Raw genomic sequence first — 17480 nt, 5'->3', positions numbered from 1 at the left:
CCATGCCCGCGGGCCGCAGAGCCTGTTCTCGAACCCCCGTCTGCGCCCCGACGCCCGGCCACAGGCGCTCAGCCCGTGAGGACGCCCGGCAGCGCGAGCGCGCCCAGCAGGGCCGTGCCCGCCACCAGCCAGGCCACGTAGTCGCCGATGTGGCCGGAGTGGAGCCGCCGCAGCGGTTCCGCCCAGCGGGACGGTTCGGGGCGCGCCGGGCCGCGTACGGCCGCCCCGGCGAGGCCCGCCGCCAGCGCCGCCGAGGCGAGCCCGAGGAGCACCCCGGGCGGGGTCCAGTGCGGCGCGTGGTGCGCCTCCACTCCGAACGCCCGGCCGGTCGCCTCCGCCAGGCCCGGCACAAGCCCCGTCGCCAGCGACCCGGCAAGCAGCACCGCGGGCACCCCGAGCATGGTCGCGGGCACCCGGCCGAGCCGGCCCTCGGTCTCCGGCTCCTCGTCCTCGCCGCTCGTCTCGTACGCCGGGTCGCTCGCGGGCGGCGGCCCCAGGCCGAGGAACACCCCGGCGGCCACCCTGAGCACGGCGCCCGCGGTGAGGGCCGACACGGCGACGAACAGCACGGGGAAGCCGCCGCCCGCCGCCTCCTCCGCAACCGACTTACCCAGTCCCGTGCCGAACGGCGGCAGCCCCGCCAGCGCCAGCGCCCCCGCCGTGAACAGGGCGGCGACCAGCGGCAACTCGCGGGCGCGGCCGTGCAGTTCGCGCTCGTCGACGCTGCCGTAGCGGTCGAGCAGGATGCCGGTGCAGGCGAACAGGGCGGCCTTCGCGCCCGCGTGGCCCAGGACGTACAGCGCCACCCCGCCGCTCGCCTCCGGCCGCAGCAGGCCGACGCCGACGAGGAAGAGCCCGGTGTGGGCGACGGTCGAGTAGGCGAGCAGGCGCTTGATGTGGCGCTGCTGCCAGCACATCAGCGCGCCGAGCAGCGCGGTCAGCGTGCCGAGCACCACCAGGGCGCGCTCGGCGTCCGGGGCGGGCAGCCCGCCCGGTCCCGCGAAGACCGTGCCGTACACCCGCCAGGTGCCGTACACCCCCAGCTCCACCATCACCCCGGACAGCAGCATGCACACCGGCGTCGGCGCGACCGCGTGCGCGTCGGGCAGCCAGAAGTGGAAGGGCGCGGCGGCCGCCTTCACCAGAAGGCCGGTCAGGACGAGGGCGAACGCGGCCAGGGTCAGCGCGTCCGGCCCGCCCTGCGCGTCAAGGCGCGCCCCGATCTGCCGCATGCCGAGCTCGCCGGTGCGGGAGTAGAGCAGCACGATGCCGGTCAGCGTGGCGTACGCGCCCAGAGAGTTGACCACCCCGAAGGTGAGCGCGCCCTGGACGGCCTTGGCGTCCTCGACGCGGTAGCCGGTCAGCGCGTACGCCACCACGCTCATCAGCTCGAAGAAGACGAAGGCGTTGAAGAGGTCCCCGGTGAGCGCGAAGCCGCACATGCCCGCCTGGAAGAGCAGGACCAGTGCGGGGAAGGAGCCCGCGTGGCGGCGCGGCGGCTCGTCGAAGTAGTGCCAGGAGTAGACGAGCACGGCGACGACGAGGACGGAGACCAGGGCGGCGAGCCCGGTGCCGGGGCCGTCGCCGACCAGGACGATGCCGACGCTCGCCCCGTCCTTCGGGCGCCAGCCGCCCACCCACTCCTCGGCGCCGGGCGAGGAGTGGACCAGCAGGACGATCGCGAGGACGGCCGTCGCCGCCGCGGTGCAGGCGCCGACCGACTCGGCGGCGGCGCGCGGCAGTCTGCGCCCGGCGGCCACCAGGGCGGCGGCGCCGAGCAGCGGCAGGGCCACGACCAGCGGCAGCAGCTGGTTCATCCGCGCAGCTCGGAGAGCTCGTCGGGATCCACCGTGCCGTGCCGCTTGGCCACCTGCATCACCAGCGCCAGCAGCAGCGCGGTCACCGTCGCCCCGACCACGACGTCGGTGAGGGCGAGCGCCTGCACGACGGGGTCGACGACCGGCCGCGAGCCCGGTGCCAGGTCGGAGTGGACCGGCGCCGTGCCGCCGTCCCGGTAGCCCACGGCGAGCAGCAGGACGTACGTGGAGGACTGGCAGACCGCCAGACAGCCCACCGCGTGGACCAGATGGCGGCTGGTGGCGAGGCCGTAGCAGCCCGCCAGGAAGATCCAGCCGGCGACCAGATACGGCAGTACGGACATCACCGCGCGCTCGCGCCCCCGTTCATTCCTCTCGGTCCTTCCCGCTTCCGGTGCTCTCGATCTCCACGGCCTGGTCGAGGAAGCGGGCGAGCAGCACCACCACCGCACAGGCCACCTCCATGCCGACCGCCGCGTTGAGCAGCGGCACGGTCCCGCCCGATGCCAGGGTGTTGAACGTGCCGTACGGCAGCAGGGTGTTGGCGAGGAACGCCGAGCCGCCGACGAGCCCCGCGACGCCCAGGATCAGATACGCCGCCTCGCCCGCCGCGTCCCCGACCTCGTACAGACCGACCGGCCGGATCCGCTCCAGGGCGCGGTAGTCCGCCCCGATGTAGAGCAGGTGCAGTGCGGTCGCCGCGACCACGCCGCCCTGGAAGCCGCCGCCGGGGCTCAACTGGCCGTGCGCGATGACGTAGAGCCCGGTCAGCAGCGCGACCGGCAGCATGACCAGCGCGTAGCGGCGCACGGGGGCGGCGACCCGCTCGGGGGCGGGGCGTACCTGGCGCTCGTCGCGGGTCTGGCGCAGCAGGACGACGGTGCCGAGCACCGCGGCGAACAGGATGGTCTCCTCGCCCAGGGTGTCGAAGGCCCGCTGGTCGAAGTTGACGGACGCGACGGTGTTGGAGGTCCGGCGGGCCAGGGAGGCCTTGACGGCGCGGTCCCCGTACGGGTGGACGTCGCCGCCGAAGTCCGGCAACCGCAGGGCGGCGGCCGCGAACAGGGCGGCCACGCCGAGGCCGCCCACGGCCAGCACCCACATCCGCAGCCGCCGGCTCACCGGCCGCCGTCCTGGTGCCGGCCCCGGCGCCGGACCTTGCGTACGGACAGCAGGATCAGCAGCGGGGTGAGCGCCGAGCCCACCGCGAGCTGGGACAGGGCGACGTCCGGTGCCTGCAGCACCGTGAACAGGACGGCGAGCGCGAGGCCGAGCACCGCGAGCACCAGCGCCTGGCGGGCCGGGTCGCGGACCGCCACCGCGGCGGTCGCCGCCACGGCGACCAGGAGCAGGGCGACGACGATGGGTGCATCAGCCATGGGACGTCGCCTCCGCGTTCTCGTAGCCGCCCGAGACCGCCCGGGACGCGATGACGTTCCCCGCGACCAGGAGCGCCCCGGTGACCAGCAGTTTCACCATGGCCCGGCCCGCTCCGGTGGCCGCGCACACCGCCACGACCACCGCGGTGGTGGCGAGGACGGCCGCCGCGGTCAGCACGCCGGTGTGCGGCGGATGCGGGGAGAGGTCGTCGGCGAGCAGCCGTGCGTACACCAGGGTGCCGACCGGGCCGAGCACCGCGAGCACCAGGGCGAGGTCGGTGTACGACGGCCGCTGGTAGCCCTGTGCGAGCAGCAGCATGATCAGGCAGACGGCCGACGTGCCGAAGTTCTGGGCGACCACCCGGCGCCCCACCGGCCCGGTCGCCACCGCCCACACCACCGGCCCGAACCCCGCCGCGAGCAGGACGGTCGCGGCCCACAGCCACCCGTTCACCGGTCGCTCATCGCCCGCCGGGCCCCGCAGGCCGCCAGCGCCCCCAGCAGGGCGCACCCGGCCCCGACGAGCCCCTCCAGGGCGTCGACCGTACTGATGAACACCAGCCACGCGGCCATCAGCAGGAGCCACCACGCGAGGAGTTCGGCGGTCACGGCCGCCGCTCGACCCATCCGTACATCACCTCGACCGCTGTCGGGAATCGGTGGGCGCGCCCGGTCGGACGCACCCGCGTCGCAGGGAGTGCGCTCATGAAAGCACCGCGGGCACGCGGGCCGTCGACGGCGCGCGGCGCCACCGCGCACCACACCGCGCCCGGCCGCCCCGGCTCCTCCGGGCCACCGGGTACCCGGCACTCCGCCCGGCAATCCCCCGGACGGCGGGGCCGCTGTTTCGCGAGGACCGGGAGGGGCACCCGGCTCCACGCCACATCGGGCGCCGGGGCGGGGAACACCGCAGCCGGTGCGCCGCGCGGCCCATGTGGCCGGATGCCCACCGGTCGGAGATGCTCGGTCAAGAGACGGCAGACGGCAGACGGCAGACGGCAGACGGCAGACGGCGGATCGCCGGGGCCGCATCCGCGCGCGGTGCGACGGGAAGGGAGCGCACGCCATGCGACACGGTCCTGCGGACCCCGCGACACGGCACCGATCGACCCTGTGGGTGCGCGATGACGTCCGTGGGGCCTGACGCCGCCGACGGCCGCGAGCCGGAGCGGGCCGCCTCGGCGGGGCCGGGGCCGGTGGGCGAGCGGGTCCGGGGCGTGGGCAGGAAGGGCGTGGGCGGCCGGTCGTGGTTCGCCGTGGGCTTCTCGCTGGGCCTGGGGGCGACGCTGGCGTGGCTGACGGTGCAGACCGTGCTGGAGGTCGGCAGCCTGCTCACGCTGCTGCTGCTCGCCGTGTTCCTCGCGATCGCCCTCGAACCCGTCGTCATGTGGCTCACCCGCCACCGGCTGCGCCGCGGCTGGGCCGTCGCGGTCGTCCTGGTCCTGCTGCTCGGGCTGTTCGCGGGGTTCCTGGCGCTGGTCGTACCGCCGGCCGCCGACGAGATCAACGCGCTGGTGAAGGCCGTTCCCGGCTGGCTGCGGGACCTGCACGACCACAACTCCGCGCTGGGCCGGTTCGAGGACCGCTACCACCTGGTGGAGAAGGCCAGGCAGCAGTTCTCCTCCGGCGGGGCGGCCGGGCTGGCCGGCGGGCTGCTCGGCGCCGGGAAGTTCGTGGTCGGCGCGATCACCTCGGCCGCCATCGTCATCGTCGTGACGGTGTACGTGATGGCCTTCCTGCCCGCGCTCAAGCAGTTCTGCCTGCGCTTCGTGGCGGCCCGCAAACGCCCGCACGTCCAGGAGGTCACCGACGAGGTCCTCAACCGGGTGGGGCGCTACATGCTCGGCAATGTCGCCACCTCGGTCATCGCCGGTGCGGCCACCTTCGTCTGGTGCGCGGTCACCGGCGTCCCCTACCCGGCGGCGCTCGGCGTCTTCATCGCGCTGATGGACCTCATCCCCATCGTCGGCACCACCATCGGAGGCGTCGTCGTCAGCCTGGTGGCCCTGTCGGTTTCCCTGCCGGTCGCGCTGGCCACCGCGGGCTTCTACGTCGGGTTCCGGCTGGCCGAGGACTATCTGATCGTGCCCCGGGTCATGAAGTTCGCCGTCGACGTCCATCCGCTCGTCACGGTCGTGGGCGTACTGATCGGCGGGGCGCTGCTCGGTGTCATCGGCGCCCTGGTCGCGATCCCGGCCGCCGTCGCCATCGGCATCGTCCTGGACGAGCACGTCTTCTCCAGGACGGACGCGTCCTGACGCGCCTGCCGTACGAGGGTGAGCGCCCTCGTACGGCAGGCGCGAGGATCCGTGCCGCGGGTGCGGCTAGATACCGAAGGGCGCCGCGTAGCGGACGGTGCCGCTCGGCAGCGGGTGGGCCGGGTCCAGGGCCAGGGCCATCAGGGCCTCGTCCGGGACGTCGATGGTCAGCCCGATGCCGTGTGCGGAGGCGCGGGTGAAGCCGAACCGCGGGTAGTACGCGGGGTGTCCGAGGACGACCACGAAGCGCTCGCCCAGGCCGGCGGCCGCCTCCAGTGCGGCACGGACGGCGGCCGAACCGGCCCCGCCGCGCTGGTACTCGGGCAGTACGGCGACGGGAGCCAGACACAGGGCCGGGGTGTCGCCGATGTGGCAGCGGGTCAGCAGGGCGTGGCCGACGGGGCGGCCGTCCTCGCCGGTGCTGACGAGGGAGAGTCCGCCGATCCACGCGGGGTCGGCGCGCAGGGCGTCGACGAGGTCCGCCTCCAGGGGTGTCCCGAAGGCCGCGAGGTTGACGGCACGGACGGCGGGGACGTCGGCGCCGGTCTCGGCGCGGGTGATCCAGGGGTCGCGTGTACGCATGACGGGATGAGGATCCGTTTCATGGTGGGTTCGTGTGGGAGAACACCTCGCGAGCTCACGCTCTCGGCGAGGCGGGGTGACTGGGTCAGACCGTCGCCCGGGACGTGAGGGCGGTCCGGGCGCTGCTCTTCGCAGTGGCCTTGAACGCGGTCATCAGCCCGACCTCCCTTTCATCCTCAATCCGAAAAGACACGAACCCTTGAAACGTACCATATTGCCGGGAAAGAACCCTGGGATTTCCTGGTGTCCCACACGCTCGCTAGCTGGTCGGCGACGTCGGGGGAGCGGCCGGGGCGAGGGGAGGGCGGGCCGCCGGGCGGGTGCGGGCGAGGTAGCGCTCGGCGGCGTGCACCGCCTCGCGCGCGGTGCGCTCGCCCATGAGCACGCAGAGCGTGTACGCGGTGTCCTCGAAGCGTCGGCGCAGTGCGGGCTCATGGGGCTGTGCCAGGACCGCGCGTTCGTGCGCCCGGTAGTGCGAGAGCAGCCGTTCGAGGGTGTGTTTGTCGGGCAGCAGCATCATGTCCTCCTGCACATGGGCGGGCCCCGGCCCACCCATCCTGACGGGGTCCGGGGACCTGCGCGAGCCGTATTGCTGCGCTCCGTGACGACTTGCGGAAACGGGGCCCGGCGGAGAGACTCCGCCGGGCCCCGCAGCGCGGTGAACCGCGCTACTTGCGGAACGCGTCCTTGGTCTTCTCCTTGGCCTGGCGGAGGTCGCCCTTCGCCTTCTCGGCGCGGCCCTCGGCGGTCTTGCTCTCATTGCCCACCGCGCGGGCCGCGGCCTCCTTGGCCTTTCCCTTGGCCTGCTCGGCCTTCGCCTTGGCCTTCTCGTTCTTCGCGGTCACGGTAATCACACCCCGATCTTTTCGCATTCGGTGGTCACCTCCGAGTCTGACCGTTCAGTGGATCCGCAAACGTCTGTCGCGTACCCGCCGGGAATTCCTCGGGTATCGCGGTCACCACCGGTACCAGCGGCTCCGGCGGCCACCACTTGCGGCCGGACGTGCGACGAAACCCACGAGCCACAGGACCAGGACGACCAGCGCGACCCACCACAGAACCTGGAGCGCGAAACCGGCGCCGAAGAGAAGCAGCGCGAGCAGTAGAACAACAAGCAGGGGAACCATGCTATGCACCTCCACAAAGCCGAGTTCCCCTGCCGGGCCGTGTCATGCGCGGAGAATTCCGGACAGGGGAAGGTGCTTCTGGACGGGGGAAGGTGCGGATGATTCTCGGTAAAGGAGATCCGTTCATGGTTTTCTCCCCTCGGAGGCACGGGCACCCGCCGTCTCCGCGTCCGTGACGTCCAGGAACACCTGGTCGGCGTCGGGCCAGATGTTGGCCACCGAGTTCTTGACGCGTTCGCAGACCAGCTCGATCCGCTCGCTCTCCAGCCCCGGCGCCAGGTCGATACGGGCCGCGACCAGCGCGGAGTCGGTGCCGAGCCGCATGGTGAGCAGGGCCTCCACGCTGTCGATCTCCGGCTGCGCGTCCAGCAGCGCCCGGATGCGGTCGCGCATCTCGGGGTCGACCGCCTCCCCGATGAGCTGGTCGCGGGCGTCCTTGCCGAGCCGGTACGCCACGTACCCGAGCAGTGCCCCGATGCCCAGCGAGGCCGAGCCCTCCCACACCACCTGACCTGTCGTCATATGCAGTGCCATCCCGGCCATGGCCAGGGTGACGCCGAGGACGGCCGTCCCGTCCTCCGCGACCACCGTGCGCAGTGCCGGATCGCGCCCGATGCCGCCGCCCGGCTGCCCGCGCACCTGGTGCAGGGCCCGCAGCAGCGACGCGCCCTCGGCGAGGAAGGCGACGCCGAGGACGACGAGCCCGGCGACGTATCCGGAGTGCGACTCGTCCGCGCCCGAGCGCAGTGCCTCGATGCCCTGGAAGACGGAGAAGCAGCCGCCCATCACGAAGATGCCGACCGCCGCCAGCAGGGACCAGAAGAAGCGTTCCTTGCCGTAGCCGAAGGGGTGGTGGCGGTCCGGGGGGCGGCGGCTGCGGCGCAGTGCGGCCAGCAGGAACACCTCGTTGACGCTGTCCGCGACGGAGTGGGCCGCTTCGGAGAGCAGCGCGGGCGAACCGGCCACGACCCCGCCGACCGCCTTCGCCACGGCGATGAGCAGATTCGCGCCGAGCGCGACGAAGACCGTGAGCCGGGTGCCGGAGTCCTTGCCCCCGGTCCGCCCCGGCGCCTTGCCGTCGGTGTTCCCGCTCATGGTCCGCGCTCCCCGTCGGGGCCGCCGTCGGAGGCTTCCACCGGCAGCAGCGGACCCAGCGGTCCGAGGTCGATGTTCAGATCCTCCGGGCGCAGCCCGAACTTCGCCCTCAGCTCGCCCATCCGGTCCTCCAAAAGCATCAACGTGAGCCCGATCCGCTCCTCCTGCTCGCCCGTGAGCTCACCGGTCTCGACCCGGCGCAGGGCCTGACGCTCCATCAGCTGGCGAAGCAGCTCCACCACGGTCAGGACCAGCCGGGCGAGATCGCGCTCCACCGTGTCGGCGTCCAGCTCCACACGCCGCCGCCCGCTCATGAGCCCTCCCCGAAGCGGTCGTACGAGCCGGTAGGCAGCCCGGGCCCGTCGCTCGCGTACGCGCTCCCGTCCGCTTCCTCATACGCGCTTTCCTCATACGCGCTCTCGAACGGCGAGGGGACCTCCGCGCTCACCGAGCTGACCAGCGCGTTCAGGTCGATCCGGACCAGGTCCACGTCCGCGATGCGCAACGTGAGGTCACCGGCGAGGACCACACCGCCCGCGAGGAGCCGGTCGAGCAGATCGACGAGGGCCACCTGCCGCTCGGCGAGCGCGTGGTCAGAGGCTGCCATCGGGGCCATCGGCTCCTCCTCCGTCCGCGTCCACGGCGCCCGCGAAGGAGTACGGGGCCCACGGCCCGGTCACCTCGACGCGCACCCCCGCGACCCGCGACCCGTGCCGCTCGGCGAGGGCGACGAACTCCGCGCTGCGCTCGCGCGGCACCAGATAGGCGGCGTTGAGCACGTTCTCGCCCGGCTGCCCGCAGACCCGGGCGCTCTGCGGCCGGTGCAGCCGCTCCGCCTCGGCGTGCCCGGACAGCGTCCGGCGCAGACTGCGGGAGAGGGCGCCCGCCTGCCGCCAGGTGTCCTCCCGCGCCTGGCGCTGCCCCAGCCTGCGGCGCAGATACTCCCGTCCGCTCGCGGGCTTCGCCTCCGGCGCCGCCGTGGCCTCGGGCGCCGCGCCCTCCGCGTACACCTTGACGCCCCATTCGACCCGCCCGTCCAGCCGCTCCAGAGCCGGTACGAAACGGGCGCGCCCGGAGTCGAGCAGCCGGCGCACCCCGCTCGTGTCCCGGCACACCGTGGCGAGCCGCAGCGGAATCGCGCAGGTCACCGAGGAGAGCGCGGCCACCACCGCCTGATGGGCGCGGGCGGTGGCGGCGAGCCAGTCCAGATCCTCCAGATGGGCGCGGAGCGGGGCGGCGTCGAAGTCCGCGGCGGGCACCGGGCTCGCCGCCGCGCACAGCCCCCGGTGGACGATCAGCCTCGGCGGCTCGCCGTCCAGGCCGCGCACGCCGTCGGGCGGCGCCCCCTCGAAGGGCCGCACGACCGCGTAGACGTACCACAGTGCCTCATTCATCGCGTACCACCTCCGCGTGCGCGTCCCGGGAATCTCCGTTGTGGCTCTCCAGTTCGGCGATGCGGGCCTGCAATCGCTCGTTCTCCCGGGAGAGTTCACGGCGGCGGGCGGCGCCGGAGAGCGCGGGGTCGTCCTCCCACCAGTCGATACCCATTTCCTTCGCCTTGTCCAAGGAGGCGACGATGAGGCGGAGTTTGATGGTGAGGAGTTCGATGTCGAGGAGATTGATACGAATGTCCCCGGCGATGACGATTCCCTTGTCGAGGACGCGTTCGAGAATGTCGGCGAGATTCGCGCTGCCGCCGTCCGACGCATACGGATCGGAGAGCCGTCCCGGGACCGTCATCAGCGCCTCCGCGAACCGGACTTGGCGTACCGGCGCCCGGATTCCTCGGGCTCGGGTTCTTCTGCCGCGTCCTCTTCGGCGTCTTCCCATTCGTCGCCGTATTCGACGGCTTCGGGGTCCTCGGTGTCCTCGATGTCCTCGGAGTTCTCGGTGTTCTCGGGAATTTCCTCGTCCCCCTCCGGCTCCTCCTCGTACTCGCCCTCGAAAGGCTCCTCGTCCCCCCGGACCTCGTCGTAGGCGTCCTCGTCGCGCGTCTTCTCCTCGTGCGCCAGCGCGTCCTCGTGGCTCAGGACGACCTCGCCGTCGCGGATCTCGCCGCGCCAGCCGTCCGGGGCCTCGCCGCGCAGGGCGATGTGCCGGGCGAAGTTCTTCAGGTCGAGCCGGGCCCGGCGGCCCTGGGCCCGCCAGAGGTTGCCGGTCCGCTCGAACAGGCCCTTCGGGTAGTACTCGATGACCAGCAGCACCCGGGTGAGGGACTCGCCCAGCGGGTGGAACGTCACCACGCCCTTGGTGGTGCCCTTGGCGCCCTCCGAGGTCCATGCGATGCGTGCGTCGGGGACCTGTTCGGTGGTGTGCGCCTTCCAGCTGCGGCTGGACCAGAAGACCTTCAGCTTCCAGTCGGAGCTGGTGTCGTCGGCGCTGTTCGCGCTGCGGACACCCTTGGTGAAATGGGAGAACTCCTGGTACTGGGTCCACTGGTCGTACGCCTCGCGGACCGGTACGCCGACGTCCACCGACTCCATGATGACCGTCGGCTTGCGGCCGCCGCCGCCCTTGCCGGGCTTCTTGCCGCCGAGGTTCTTGAACGCGTCGGTGACGTTCTCCTTGAGGTGGCCGGCCCCGAGCTCCAGGGCGGTACGGACCGGCCCCTTGCCCTCGGTGAGTTTGCGGCCGCCCTTCAGCGCCAGCGAGGCGAAACCGGGGCTGCGCCCCTCGGCGATGTCGTTCAACTTCACCGTGGACTCACCGAGTTTGCGCCCGATCCCGGCCAGTGCCCGCTCCAGCTGGGCGAGCGCGAGGGCCTGGAGCTCGGACTTGAGGCGGTCCGTGACGGCGCTGTCGACCAGCCCGGTCGCCCCTTTCGACGCGGTCTGCTTCGTCTCAGTCACGGGACCGGCCCCCCTTCGCCTCGGCGCGCTCCGAGGAGCGGCCACGGGTGCCCGTCGCCCGGCGCGCCGCGGTCTTCTTCGCGGTGACGGCACGGCGTACCGGCTCGGACTTCTTCGCCGACTCCTTCGCCGACTCCGCCTTCTTCGCGGGCGCGGACCGCTTCGCCCGGTCGGCCGTCTTCCTGGCGGGTGCGGTGGCCTTCTCGGCCGCTTCCTCCCCGCCGTCCGGCACCACCCCGGCGATACGGTCCTGCACATCGAGGGTGCGGTCGTGCAGTCGGTCCGCGAGGCCTTCGAGCTGCCGGTTGACCAGGGCGCCGGTCGCCGCCCTGCCCACCCCGCGCAGGTCCTCGCGCAGCTGGTCGCCGATCTCCTTGAACTGCGGGTTGCTCTCCAGCTGCCCGGCGGCGAACTCCGCGAGCGCCCCGGGGCTGAGCTTGAGCCGCTTGCCGAGCACCATGGTGCCGATGCCGAACGCGAGCTTGGCCTTCTTGGTGCGACCGAGCACATAGCCCGCGCCTACCGCGAGCCCTATTGCCAGCCGGTTGTTCATCGTGACGGATTCCTGTTCTCCAGCCGGTCGAGGAGCTCGTCCTCGCGGCGGTCGAACTCGGCCTCGTCGATCTCGCCCGCCATCAACTTCTCTTCCAGCAGGGCGAGTTCGTCACGTATGGCCGAGGGGTCGTAGTACTGCTGCTCCGCCTGCGCGACCACCTGCTCCAGCACCCAGAAGGTGCCGCGCACAGGGGCCGCGGGGAGCAGCAGCAGTTCTTTGAGCAGGCCCACGCGGAGCCTCCCGTCGGGTCGGGCGCGTCAGTCCGTGAAGCTGTACGGGGGCAGCGGGCCGTGCACCTGGACGATGAGGTGCGGCGCCTCCTTGCGCAGGGTCTCCACCGACGCCACGAACTCGTCGGCGCGCTCGCGCGCCACCAGGAACGAGAGGTTGGCCAGCCAGCCGGTGGACTGCGGCCCGGGCCGCTCCTCCTCGGCGGCGCCCTCCAGGGCCCGCTGGATCAGCACCGCGTCGCGCGCCTCGCGCTGCTGGACCGCGACGGCGATCCGCTCGCCCAGGCGCAGCTTCTGCTCGTAGGTGCCGCCGCCCGCCTTCCGGTTGGCCTCGCTCAGGGCGCGCAACTCGGGGCTCTCCGCGAGCACTTGGTGCAGCACGGCCTCCTCGTCGTGGGCGGCCTTGATGTTGTACTCGACCTTGCCCTCCAGGGCTTCGAGGCGCTCCAGATACCGCTCGCCGTGCTCGGCGAGCGCGGCCTTCACGGCCTCGTCGTCGGGCGAGACACCGCCGAACCGCATCGGCAGCACCGCGCCGCCCGCGCCCGCCTCGGCGAGCACGCTCTGATGGGCCAGCAGATCCCGCCGCTTGGGCCGCAGGTCCTCGGGTGCGTCGCTGACCAGCGCCACCAGATCGCCCTGGACGACGGTCCGCACCGGGCGCGGCGGATCGCCGACGCCGCCCATCTCCTCGGGCAGGCGCGCGTGCGTGCGGTGCGCGATCCCGTAGACGTACGTGGTCATTCCTGCTCCTCCTTCCGGCGCGCGGCGGTCCGCCGGGTGCGCGGGCGCTGCTCGGGTTCGGCTTCGTCGCGGGCCTGCTGGAAGGCGTCGGAGATGGTCTGGGCGGCGCCCGAGAGCGCGCCCTTGGACTTGCCGCGCGCACCGGACTCGGTGATCTCCCCGACCAGGTCGGGCAGTCCGGGGCTCTTGCGCGGGCCGGCCTCCAGGTCGAGCCGGTTGCACGCCTCCGCGAAGCGCAGATAGGTGTCGACGCTCGCGACGACCACCCGTACGTCGATCTTGAGGATCTCGATGCCGACGAGGGAGACGCGCACGAACGCGTCGATCACGAGCCCTCGGTCGAGCACCAGCTCCAGGACGTCGTAGAGACCACTGGTCCCGCCGCTGCCGCCTTGTTGTGCCGGGACAACCGTCATGGTGTCCGGCCCTCCTTCTCTGTGATGTCGTGGGTGAATTCGTGCCTTACGGGTTGTGGGTGAAGTCGTGTCCTACGGGTTGCGGTCGGCGCGTCCCCGCTCGTACCGGCGCAGCCGCCGGTAGCCGGTCAGCTCGCCGTGCCGGTCCAGCTCGACCTCGTACGAGGCGAGCAGGCTCATGGTGTCCGGGACCCGGGCCAGCTCCAGGACCTCGATGCGCAGCACCCAGCCGTTCTCGGCGCGTTCGAAGGACGAGACCGACTCCGCCTCCATTCCGGTGAGTTCGGCGAGCTGGGCCCGTGCGCCGCGCAGCACGTCCATCGCGCCGGGCAGCTCCTCCTGGGACTTGCGTTTGTCGCCGGACGTGTTTCCTGATGTGTTCGCCATGTCACCTCACGTCTGAGGTCTTCCGGGTAGCCCCGCGCGGGCGGGGCAAACCCGCTCGATCAGCTCGTGACGACCCGCTCGTACAGCACCCGGACCGTCGCCGTGATGGACGCCGCGTCGATGGCGGCCTCGGCCAGTTGCTCCTCAGGGGTCGCGGAGCCGGGCATGTTCTCGACGGCGAGCCTGACGAGACGGGGCATCGGGCGGCCGTCGGCGAAGCACTCGGCGACGGCGTCGCCGATGCCGCCCTGCGAGCGGTGGTCCTCGACGGTGACCAGACACCCCGTCAGCGCCGCCGCCTCCTGGAGCACCCGCTCGTCGACCGGCTTGACCGAGTACAGGTCGATCACCCGCACCGGGATCCCGCCCTCCTCCAGCGCGTCCGCCGCGGCCAGCGCCTCGTGGACGGTGACGCCCGCCGCGACCAGGGTTACCTTGTCGTGCGGGGAGGACCGCAGCACCTTGGCGCCGCCGACCGGGAACTCCTCGTCGGGCCCGTAGAGGACCGGGGTGTCGCCCCGGGTGGTGCGCAGATAGCGGATGCCCTCGCCGTCCGCCGCCGCCGCGACGAGCCTGGCCGTCTGGTTGGCGTCGCAGGGGTAGAGCACCGTACTGCCGTGCACCGCCCGGAACATCGCCAGGTCCTCAAGGCCCATCTGCGAGGGCCCGTCCTGCCCGATGGCGACGCCCGCGTGCGAGCCCGCCACGACGAGCGAGGCCCGGCTGATCGCGGCCATCCGCACGAAGTCGTGGGCGCGGGTCAGGAACGCGGCGAACGTGGCGGCGTACGGCGTCCAGCCCCGGACCGACAGACCCACGGCGGCCGCCAGCATCTGCTGCTCGGCGATGTAGCACTCGAAGTACCGCTCGGGGTGTTCCTTCGCGAAGAGCTCGGCCTTCGTCGAGTCGCCCACCTCGCCGTCGAGCACCACCACATCGCCGCGCGCCGTGCCGAGGGCGGCCAGCGCCTGCCCGTACGCCGTGCGGGTGGCGACCTTCTCGCCCACCTCGTAGCGGGGCAGTTCGAGACGGCCGGCCGGCGCGGGCTCGGGCGTGCGGGCGGCGGGCGGCGCGGTGACGTCGACGCGGACGAAACGGGGGCCGCCGAGCTCGCCGACGGCCGCCTCGGCGTCCGGCAGCGGCTTGCCGTGCATGCCCTCGCGGTCCTCGACGGAGGCGGCGCCCTTGCCCTTCACCGTGCCCGCGAGGATCGCGGTGGGCCGGCGCGTGGTGGCCGCCGCCTCCCGGTAGGCCGCGTCGATGGCCTCGACGTCATGGCCGTCGACCTCGACGGTGTGCCAGTCGAAGGCGCGGAACCTGCGTGCGTACGCGGCCAGGTCGCGCTGGTGGCGGGTCGGGCCGCGCTGCCCGAGCCGGTTGACGTCGACGATCAGTGTGAGGTTGTCCAGGTGCTGGTCCCCGGCGTGCTCGGCCGCCTCCCAGATCGAGCCCTCGGCGAGTTCGCTGTCGCCGCACAGCACCCAGACGCGGTACGGCAGGTGGTCGAGGTGCTTGCCCGCCAGAGCCATGCCCACCCCGATCGGCAGCCCCTGGCCGAGCGAGCCGGTGGCCACGTCCACCCACGGCAGCCGGGGTGTGGGATGCCCCTCCAGACGGCTGCCCTGCCTGCGGAAGGTGAGCAGTTCCTCGTCGTCGACCACCCCGGCCGCGCGGTACATGGCGTACAGCAGCGGCGAGGCGTGCCCCTTGGAGAGGATCAGCCGGTCGTTGGCGGGGTGCTCGGGCTGTTCGAAGTCGTACCGCAGATGCCCGGCCAGGAGCACGGCGGCCAGGTCGGCCGCGGACATCGAGGACGTCGGATGGCCGGATCCGGCGGCATCGGCGGCGCGGACCGCGTCGACCCTCAACTGCTGACCCAGTTCGGTCAGTTCGGCACTGTCGGGGGTACGAGCGTTCTTCATGGTCAGTCCTTTCGGGTCGCGGGTGCGGGGCCGCCCGGGATGCGGGCCTGCTCCGGGGTCGCCGTGTCCAGCGGCACCGACCAGGACCGCACCAGGCCCAGCTGGACGCCCTGGCGGGGGAGTACGGCGTCGAGCAGCCAGTCGGCGGCCACGCGCACCCGGTTGCCGGGCATGGCGGCGAGGTGGTAGCCGCGGGTGACGGCGCCGGCGAGGGGGCCCGAGAGCGGCACGCCGAGCGGATTGGCGGCGGCCTGCACCCCGCCGAGGTCCACGACGAACCCCAAGTCATGGTGCTTGTACGGTTGTTGGGTGCCATAGCCGAGCGAGGCGGCCACGTTGAGCGCGGCCGTCTTGCCCTGCCGGGAGGCGTGCTGCGCGGTCATCGGGGTGAACTCGCCGGGCCGGGTGAGGTCGGGCACGGCCGCCGCGTCGCCGCAGGCGAACACCTCGGGGCGGCCCGGCACGTTCAGCTGCGGCTCCACGAGGAGCCGTCCGCGCTCCACGGCCAGCCCGAGCTCCGAGACCAGCGGATCCGGCCGCACGCCCACGCACCAGATCAGGGTGCGGGTCGGGATGAACTCCCCGTCGTCCAGGTGCACCCCGTCCTCGGTGGCCTCCTTCACCGAGGTGCCGGTACGCACGTCGACACCCCGGCGGCGCAGCACCCGCTCGGCCGTGGCGGACAGCCTGCGGTCGAGTTCGGGCAGCAGCCGGTCGGCGAGGTCGAGCAGGATCCAGCGCGCCGGTGCGCGCCGGTCGAGGGCGTCGGTGAACAGCTTGCCCTGTGCGGCCACCTCGGTGCCGGTGTAGCCGCCGCCGACCACCACGAAGGTGCGCCGCGCGGCCCGCTCCTCGGCGGTGTCGGTGCCCTGCGCGGCCAGCTCCATCTGCCGGGTGACGTGGTCGCGCAGATACAGCGCCTCCGGCATCCCCCGGAAGCCGTGCGCGTGCTCGGTGACCCCGGGCACCGGAAGCAGCTTGTTGACGCTGCCGACGGCGAGCACCAGCCGGTCGTACGCCAGCTCGCCCGGCACCCCCTCGGGCCCCGTGTAGTACACCGTCGAGGTGTCCAGATCGACCCGTCCGGCCTCGCCGAGCACGAGCCGCACCCCGGGCAGCGTCCCGCTGAGCGAGACGGTGACCCGGCGCGGCTCCAGGATTCCGGCGGAGACCTGGGGGAGCAGGGGGAGATAGAGGAAGTAGTCCGTGGGGTTGAGCAGGGTGATGCGGGCGCGGCCGCGCATCCGGCGGGAGAGGGTGCGGGCGGCCTGGTATCCGGCGAACCCGGCCCCGACGACGACGATGCGGGGGCGGTCCGGAGTAGGGGTGGTCACGTTCGGCTCCCGGTGGCTGGGGGCAGGCGGACAGGGTTCCCGCGTGCCCTTGGTGGGGCGGGGCCAAACACGGGCCGGGGCGCATCACCGGGTGCGCGCGGTCGTGCCGGGCGAGGCCGGGCATGACTGTCCGGGCACGATCACGCAGCTAGGCTGTCCGGGTGTCCACGCGCCAGCAGCTCATCCTCGAAACCGCGACCCGCCTCATCGCCCGACGCGGAGTGCGCGGTCTGCGGGTCGAGGAACTGGCGGCGGAGGCGTCGGTGTCGACCGGGCTCGTCTACTACCACTTCGGCGACCGCGCGGGCCTGATGCGGCGCACCCTCGAGTTCATCAACGAGCGCGCCGAGCGCTATACGGAACCGTCCGCGAGCCCCCGCACCGACCCCCGGCGCCACCTGGAGGAGATGCTGCTCCTCGAACTGCAGGACGACCCGGTGGTGGTGGAGAACAGCACCGCGTGGGGGGAGTTCCGGGCGAGCGCCAGGTTCGATGCCGACCTGCGCGAGCAGCTGCGCGAGTCCACGGCCCGCTGGGTCGAGTACGCCGCCGACCTGGTCCGCCGGGCCCAGGAGGCGGGCACGGTCCGCGACGAGGTGGTCGCGGCCGACGCGGCCGAGCGGATCACCGCGCTGGTGGAGGGCCTGAGCGAGCGCTGGCTGACGGGCACGCTGACGTTGGAGCGCGCGCGGGGCCTGCTGCGGGACGCGCTGGTCCTGGAGCTGGGGCCCGCGGCGCGCGAGTAGAGCCCGCCCCGGCCCGCTTCGGCTCGTCTCGGCAAAAA

The 17480-nt window shown here is 72.9% G+C and carries 24 protein-coding genes and 1 pseudogene; 2 read left to right on the top strand and 23 right to left on the bottom strand.

Translation table 11 applies throughout. From position 1 onward, the window contains the following. Positions 1 to 68 precede the first annotated feature (68 nt). From BX283_RS06105 to BX283_RS40510, 6 genes are read right to left on the bottom strand one after another with little or no spacing between them, the layout of a single operon-like run. Positions 69 to 1817, bottom strand: coding sequence for a complex I subunit 5 family protein (locus BX283_RS06105; RefSeq protein ID WP_101386625.1), 1749 nt, complete (start codon positions 1815 to 1817; stop codon positions 69 to 71). Further along, positions 1814 to 2161: a sodium:proton antiporter gene (locus tag BX283_RS06100; protein WP_101386624.1), complete on the bottom strand. Its 348-nt coding sequence runs from the start codon at positions 2159 to 2161 to the stop codon at positions 1814 to 1816. Before BX283_RS06100 ends, BX283_RS06105 begins: the two co-directional genes overlap by 4 nt. A gap of 22 nt (positions 2162 to 2183) precedes the next feature. Beyond that, complete coding sequence (mbhE, locus tag BX283_RS06095; protein ID WP_101386623.1) at positions 2184 to 2939, bottom strand: hydrogen gas-evolving membrane-bound hydrogenase subunit E; 756 nt, start codon at positions 2937 to 2939, stop codon at positions 2184 to 2186. Continuing rightward, on the bottom strand, positions 2936 to 3196 hold the full coding sequence (locus tag BX283_RS06090) for a DUF4040 domain-containing protein (protein WP_101386622.1): 261 nt from the start codon (positions 3194 to 3196) through the stop codon (positions 2936 to 2938). Before BX283_RS06090 ends, mbhE begins: the two co-directional genes overlap by 4 nt. After that, the gene (locus BX283_RS06085; protein WP_101386621.1) at positions 3189 to 3650 is read right to left on the bottom strand and encodes a monovalent cation/H+ antiporter complex subunit F; all 462 of its coding nucleotides are present in this window, start codon (positions 3648 to 3650) and stop codon (positions 3189 to 3191) included. The genes BX283_RS06090 and BX283_RS06085 overlap by 8 nt, the downstream gene beginning before the upstream one ends. Then, positions 3647 to 3823: a hypothetical protein gene (locus BX283_RS40510; RefSeq protein ID WP_180357071.1), complete on the bottom strand. Its 177-nt coding sequence runs from the start codon at positions 3821 to 3823 to the stop codon at positions 3647 to 3649. Before BX283_RS40510 ends, BX283_RS06085 begins: the two co-directional genes overlap by 4 nt. Before the next feature lie 506 nt (positions 3824 to 4329). On the opposite strand from BX283_RS40510, the gene BX283_RS06080 reads away from it, so the two are divergent. Next, complete coding sequence (locus tag BX283_RS06080; protein WP_257582073.1) at positions 4330 to 5454, top strand: AI-2E family transporter; 1125 nt, start codon at positions 4330 to 4332, stop codon at positions 5452 to 5454. A 66-nt stretch (positions 5455 to 5520) separates the two neighbouring features. On the opposite strand, the gene BX283_RS06075 is transcribed toward BX283_RS06080, so the two are convergent. From BX283_RS06075 to BX283_RS05995, 17 genes and pseudogenes are all read right to left on the bottom strand, one after another. Beyond that, entirely contained in the window at positions 5521 to 6036 is a 516-nt protein-coding gene (locus BX283_RS06075; RefSeq protein WP_101386619.1) for a GNAT family N-acetyltransferase, read from the bottom strand. A gap of 259 nt (positions 6037 to 6295) precedes the next feature. Further along, a complete protein-coding gene (locus BX283_RS06070) occupies positions 6296 to 6592 on the bottom strand; it encodes a DUF5133 domain-containing protein (RefSeq protein WP_373979146.1) in 297 nt (98 codons plus the stop codon). Positions 6593 to 6704: 112 nt separating this feature from the next. Further along, on the bottom strand, positions 6705 to 6881 hold the full coding sequence (locus BX283_RS06065; RefSeq protein ID WP_257584246.1) for a CsbD family protein: 177 nt from the start codon (positions 6879 to 6881) through the stop codon (positions 6705 to 6707). 111 nt (positions 6882 to 6992) lie between these two features. After that, positions 6993 to 7163: a hydrophobic protein gene (locus tag BX283_RS06060; RefSeq protein WP_101392172.1), complete on the bottom strand. Its 171-nt coding sequence runs from the start codon at positions 7161 to 7163 to the stop codon at positions 6993 to 6995. 123 nt (positions 7164 to 7286) lie between these two features. Beyond that, positions 7287 to 8258 carry a cation diffusion facilitator family transporter gene (locus tag BX283_RS06055; RefSeq protein WP_101386617.1) on the bottom strand — a complete coding sequence of 324 codons (972 nt, stop codon included), beginning with the start codon at positions 8256 to 8258 and terminating at the stop codon, positions 7287 to 7289. Beyond that, positions 8255 to 8572: a gas vesicle protein K gene (locus tag BX283_RS06050; RefSeq protein WP_101386616.1), complete on the bottom strand. Its 318-nt coding sequence runs from the start codon at positions 8570 to 8572 to the stop codon at positions 8255 to 8257. The genes BX283_RS06055 and BX283_RS06050 overlap by 4 nt, the downstream gene beginning before the upstream one ends. 104 nt (positions 8573 to 8676) lie before the next feature. Further along, positions 8677 to 8865: pseudogene (locus tag BX283_RS42110) on the bottom strand (gas vesicle protein); the annotation flags it as partial. Next, entirely contained in the window at positions 8852 to 9652 is an 801-nt protein-coding gene (locus BX283_RS06040) for a GvpL/GvpF family gas vesicle protein (protein WP_101386615.1), read from the bottom strand. The pseudogene BX283_RS42110 and the gene BX283_RS06040, both read right to left, overlap by 14 nt. Next, on the bottom strand, positions 9645 to 9998 hold the full coding sequence (locus BX283_RS06035) for a gas vesicle protein (protein ID WP_101386614.1): 354 nt from the start codon (positions 9996 to 9998) through the stop codon (positions 9645 to 9647). Before BX283_RS06035 ends, BX283_RS06040 begins: the two co-directional genes overlap by 8 nt. Beyond that, positions 9998 to 11107: an SRPBCC family protein gene (locus BX283_RS06030; RefSeq protein WP_101386613.1), complete on the bottom strand. Its 1110-nt coding sequence runs from the start codon at positions 11105 to 11107 to the stop codon at positions 9998 to 10000. The genes BX283_RS06035 and BX283_RS06030 overlap by 1 nt, the downstream gene beginning before the upstream one ends. Then, positions 11100 to 11660 carry a DNA primase gene (locus tag BX283_RS06025; RefSeq protein ID WP_101386612.1) on the bottom strand — a complete coding sequence of 187 codons (561 nt, stop codon included), beginning with the start codon at positions 11658 to 11660 and terminating at the stop codon, positions 11100 to 11102. The genes BX283_RS06030 and BX283_RS06025 overlap by 8 nt, the downstream gene beginning before the upstream one ends. After that, positions 11657 to 11893 (bottom strand): gas vesicle protein GvpG, encoded by a 237-nt coding sequence (locus tag BX283_RS06020; RefSeq protein WP_101386611.1) that lies wholly within the window; start codon positions 11891 to 11893, stop codon positions 11657 to 11659. The genes BX283_RS06025 and BX283_RS06020 overlap by 4 nt, the downstream gene beginning before the upstream one ends. Before the next feature lie 27 nt (positions 11894 to 11920). After that, positions 11921 to 12637 (bottom strand): GvpL/GvpF family gas vesicle protein, encoded by a 717-nt coding sequence (locus BX283_RS06015; protein WP_101386610.1) that lies wholly within the window; start codon positions 12635 to 12637, stop codon positions 11921 to 11923. Then, positions 12634 to 13053 (bottom strand): gas vesicle structural protein GvpA, encoded by a 420-nt coding sequence (locus BX283_RS06010; RefSeq protein WP_101386609.1) that lies wholly within the window; start codon positions 13051 to 13053, stop codon positions 12634 to 12636. The genes BX283_RS06015 and BX283_RS06010 overlap by 4 nt, the downstream gene beginning before the upstream one ends. Positions 13054 to 13125: 72 nt before the next feature. Continuing rightward, positions 13126 to 13440, bottom strand: coding sequence for a gas vesicle protein (locus tag BX283_RS06005; protein ID WP_101386608.1), 315 nt, complete (start codon positions 13438 to 13440; stop codon positions 13126 to 13128). Between the two features lie 59 nt (positions 13441 to 13499). After that, positions 13500 to 15362, bottom strand: a complete 1863-nt coding sequence (locus BX283_RS06000; RefSeq protein ID WP_101386607.1) for a transketolase — start codon at positions 15360 to 15362, stop codon at positions 13500 to 13502. A 2-nt stretch (positions 15363 to 15364) separates the two neighbouring features. Beyond that, positions 15365 to 16696 carry an NAD(P)/FAD-dependent oxidoreductase gene (locus BX283_RS05995; RefSeq protein ID WP_101386606.1) on the bottom strand — a complete coding sequence of 444 codons (1332 nt, stop codon included), beginning with the start codon at positions 16694 to 16696 and terminating at the stop codon, positions 15365 to 15367. A gap of 161 nt (positions 16697 to 16857) precedes the next feature. Between BX283_RS05995 and BX283_RS05990 the strand changes: the two genes are divergently transcribed. Then, positions 16858 to 17442 (top strand): TetR/AcrR family transcriptional regulator, encoded by a 585-nt coding sequence (locus BX283_RS05990; RefSeq protein WP_101386605.1) that lies wholly within the window; start codon positions 16858 to 16860, stop codon positions 17440 to 17442. The last annotated feature ends 38 nt before the right edge of the window (positions 17443 to 17480 follow it).

It is taken from the genome of Streptomyces sp. TLI_146 (assembly GCF_002846415.1).
GTDB lineage: Bacteria > Actinomycetota > Actinomycetes > Streptomycetales > Streptomycetaceae > Streptomyces.
The sequence above is the reverse complement of the archived record's forward strand: the minus strand, read 5'-3'. Positions and strand labels throughout refer to the sequence as shown.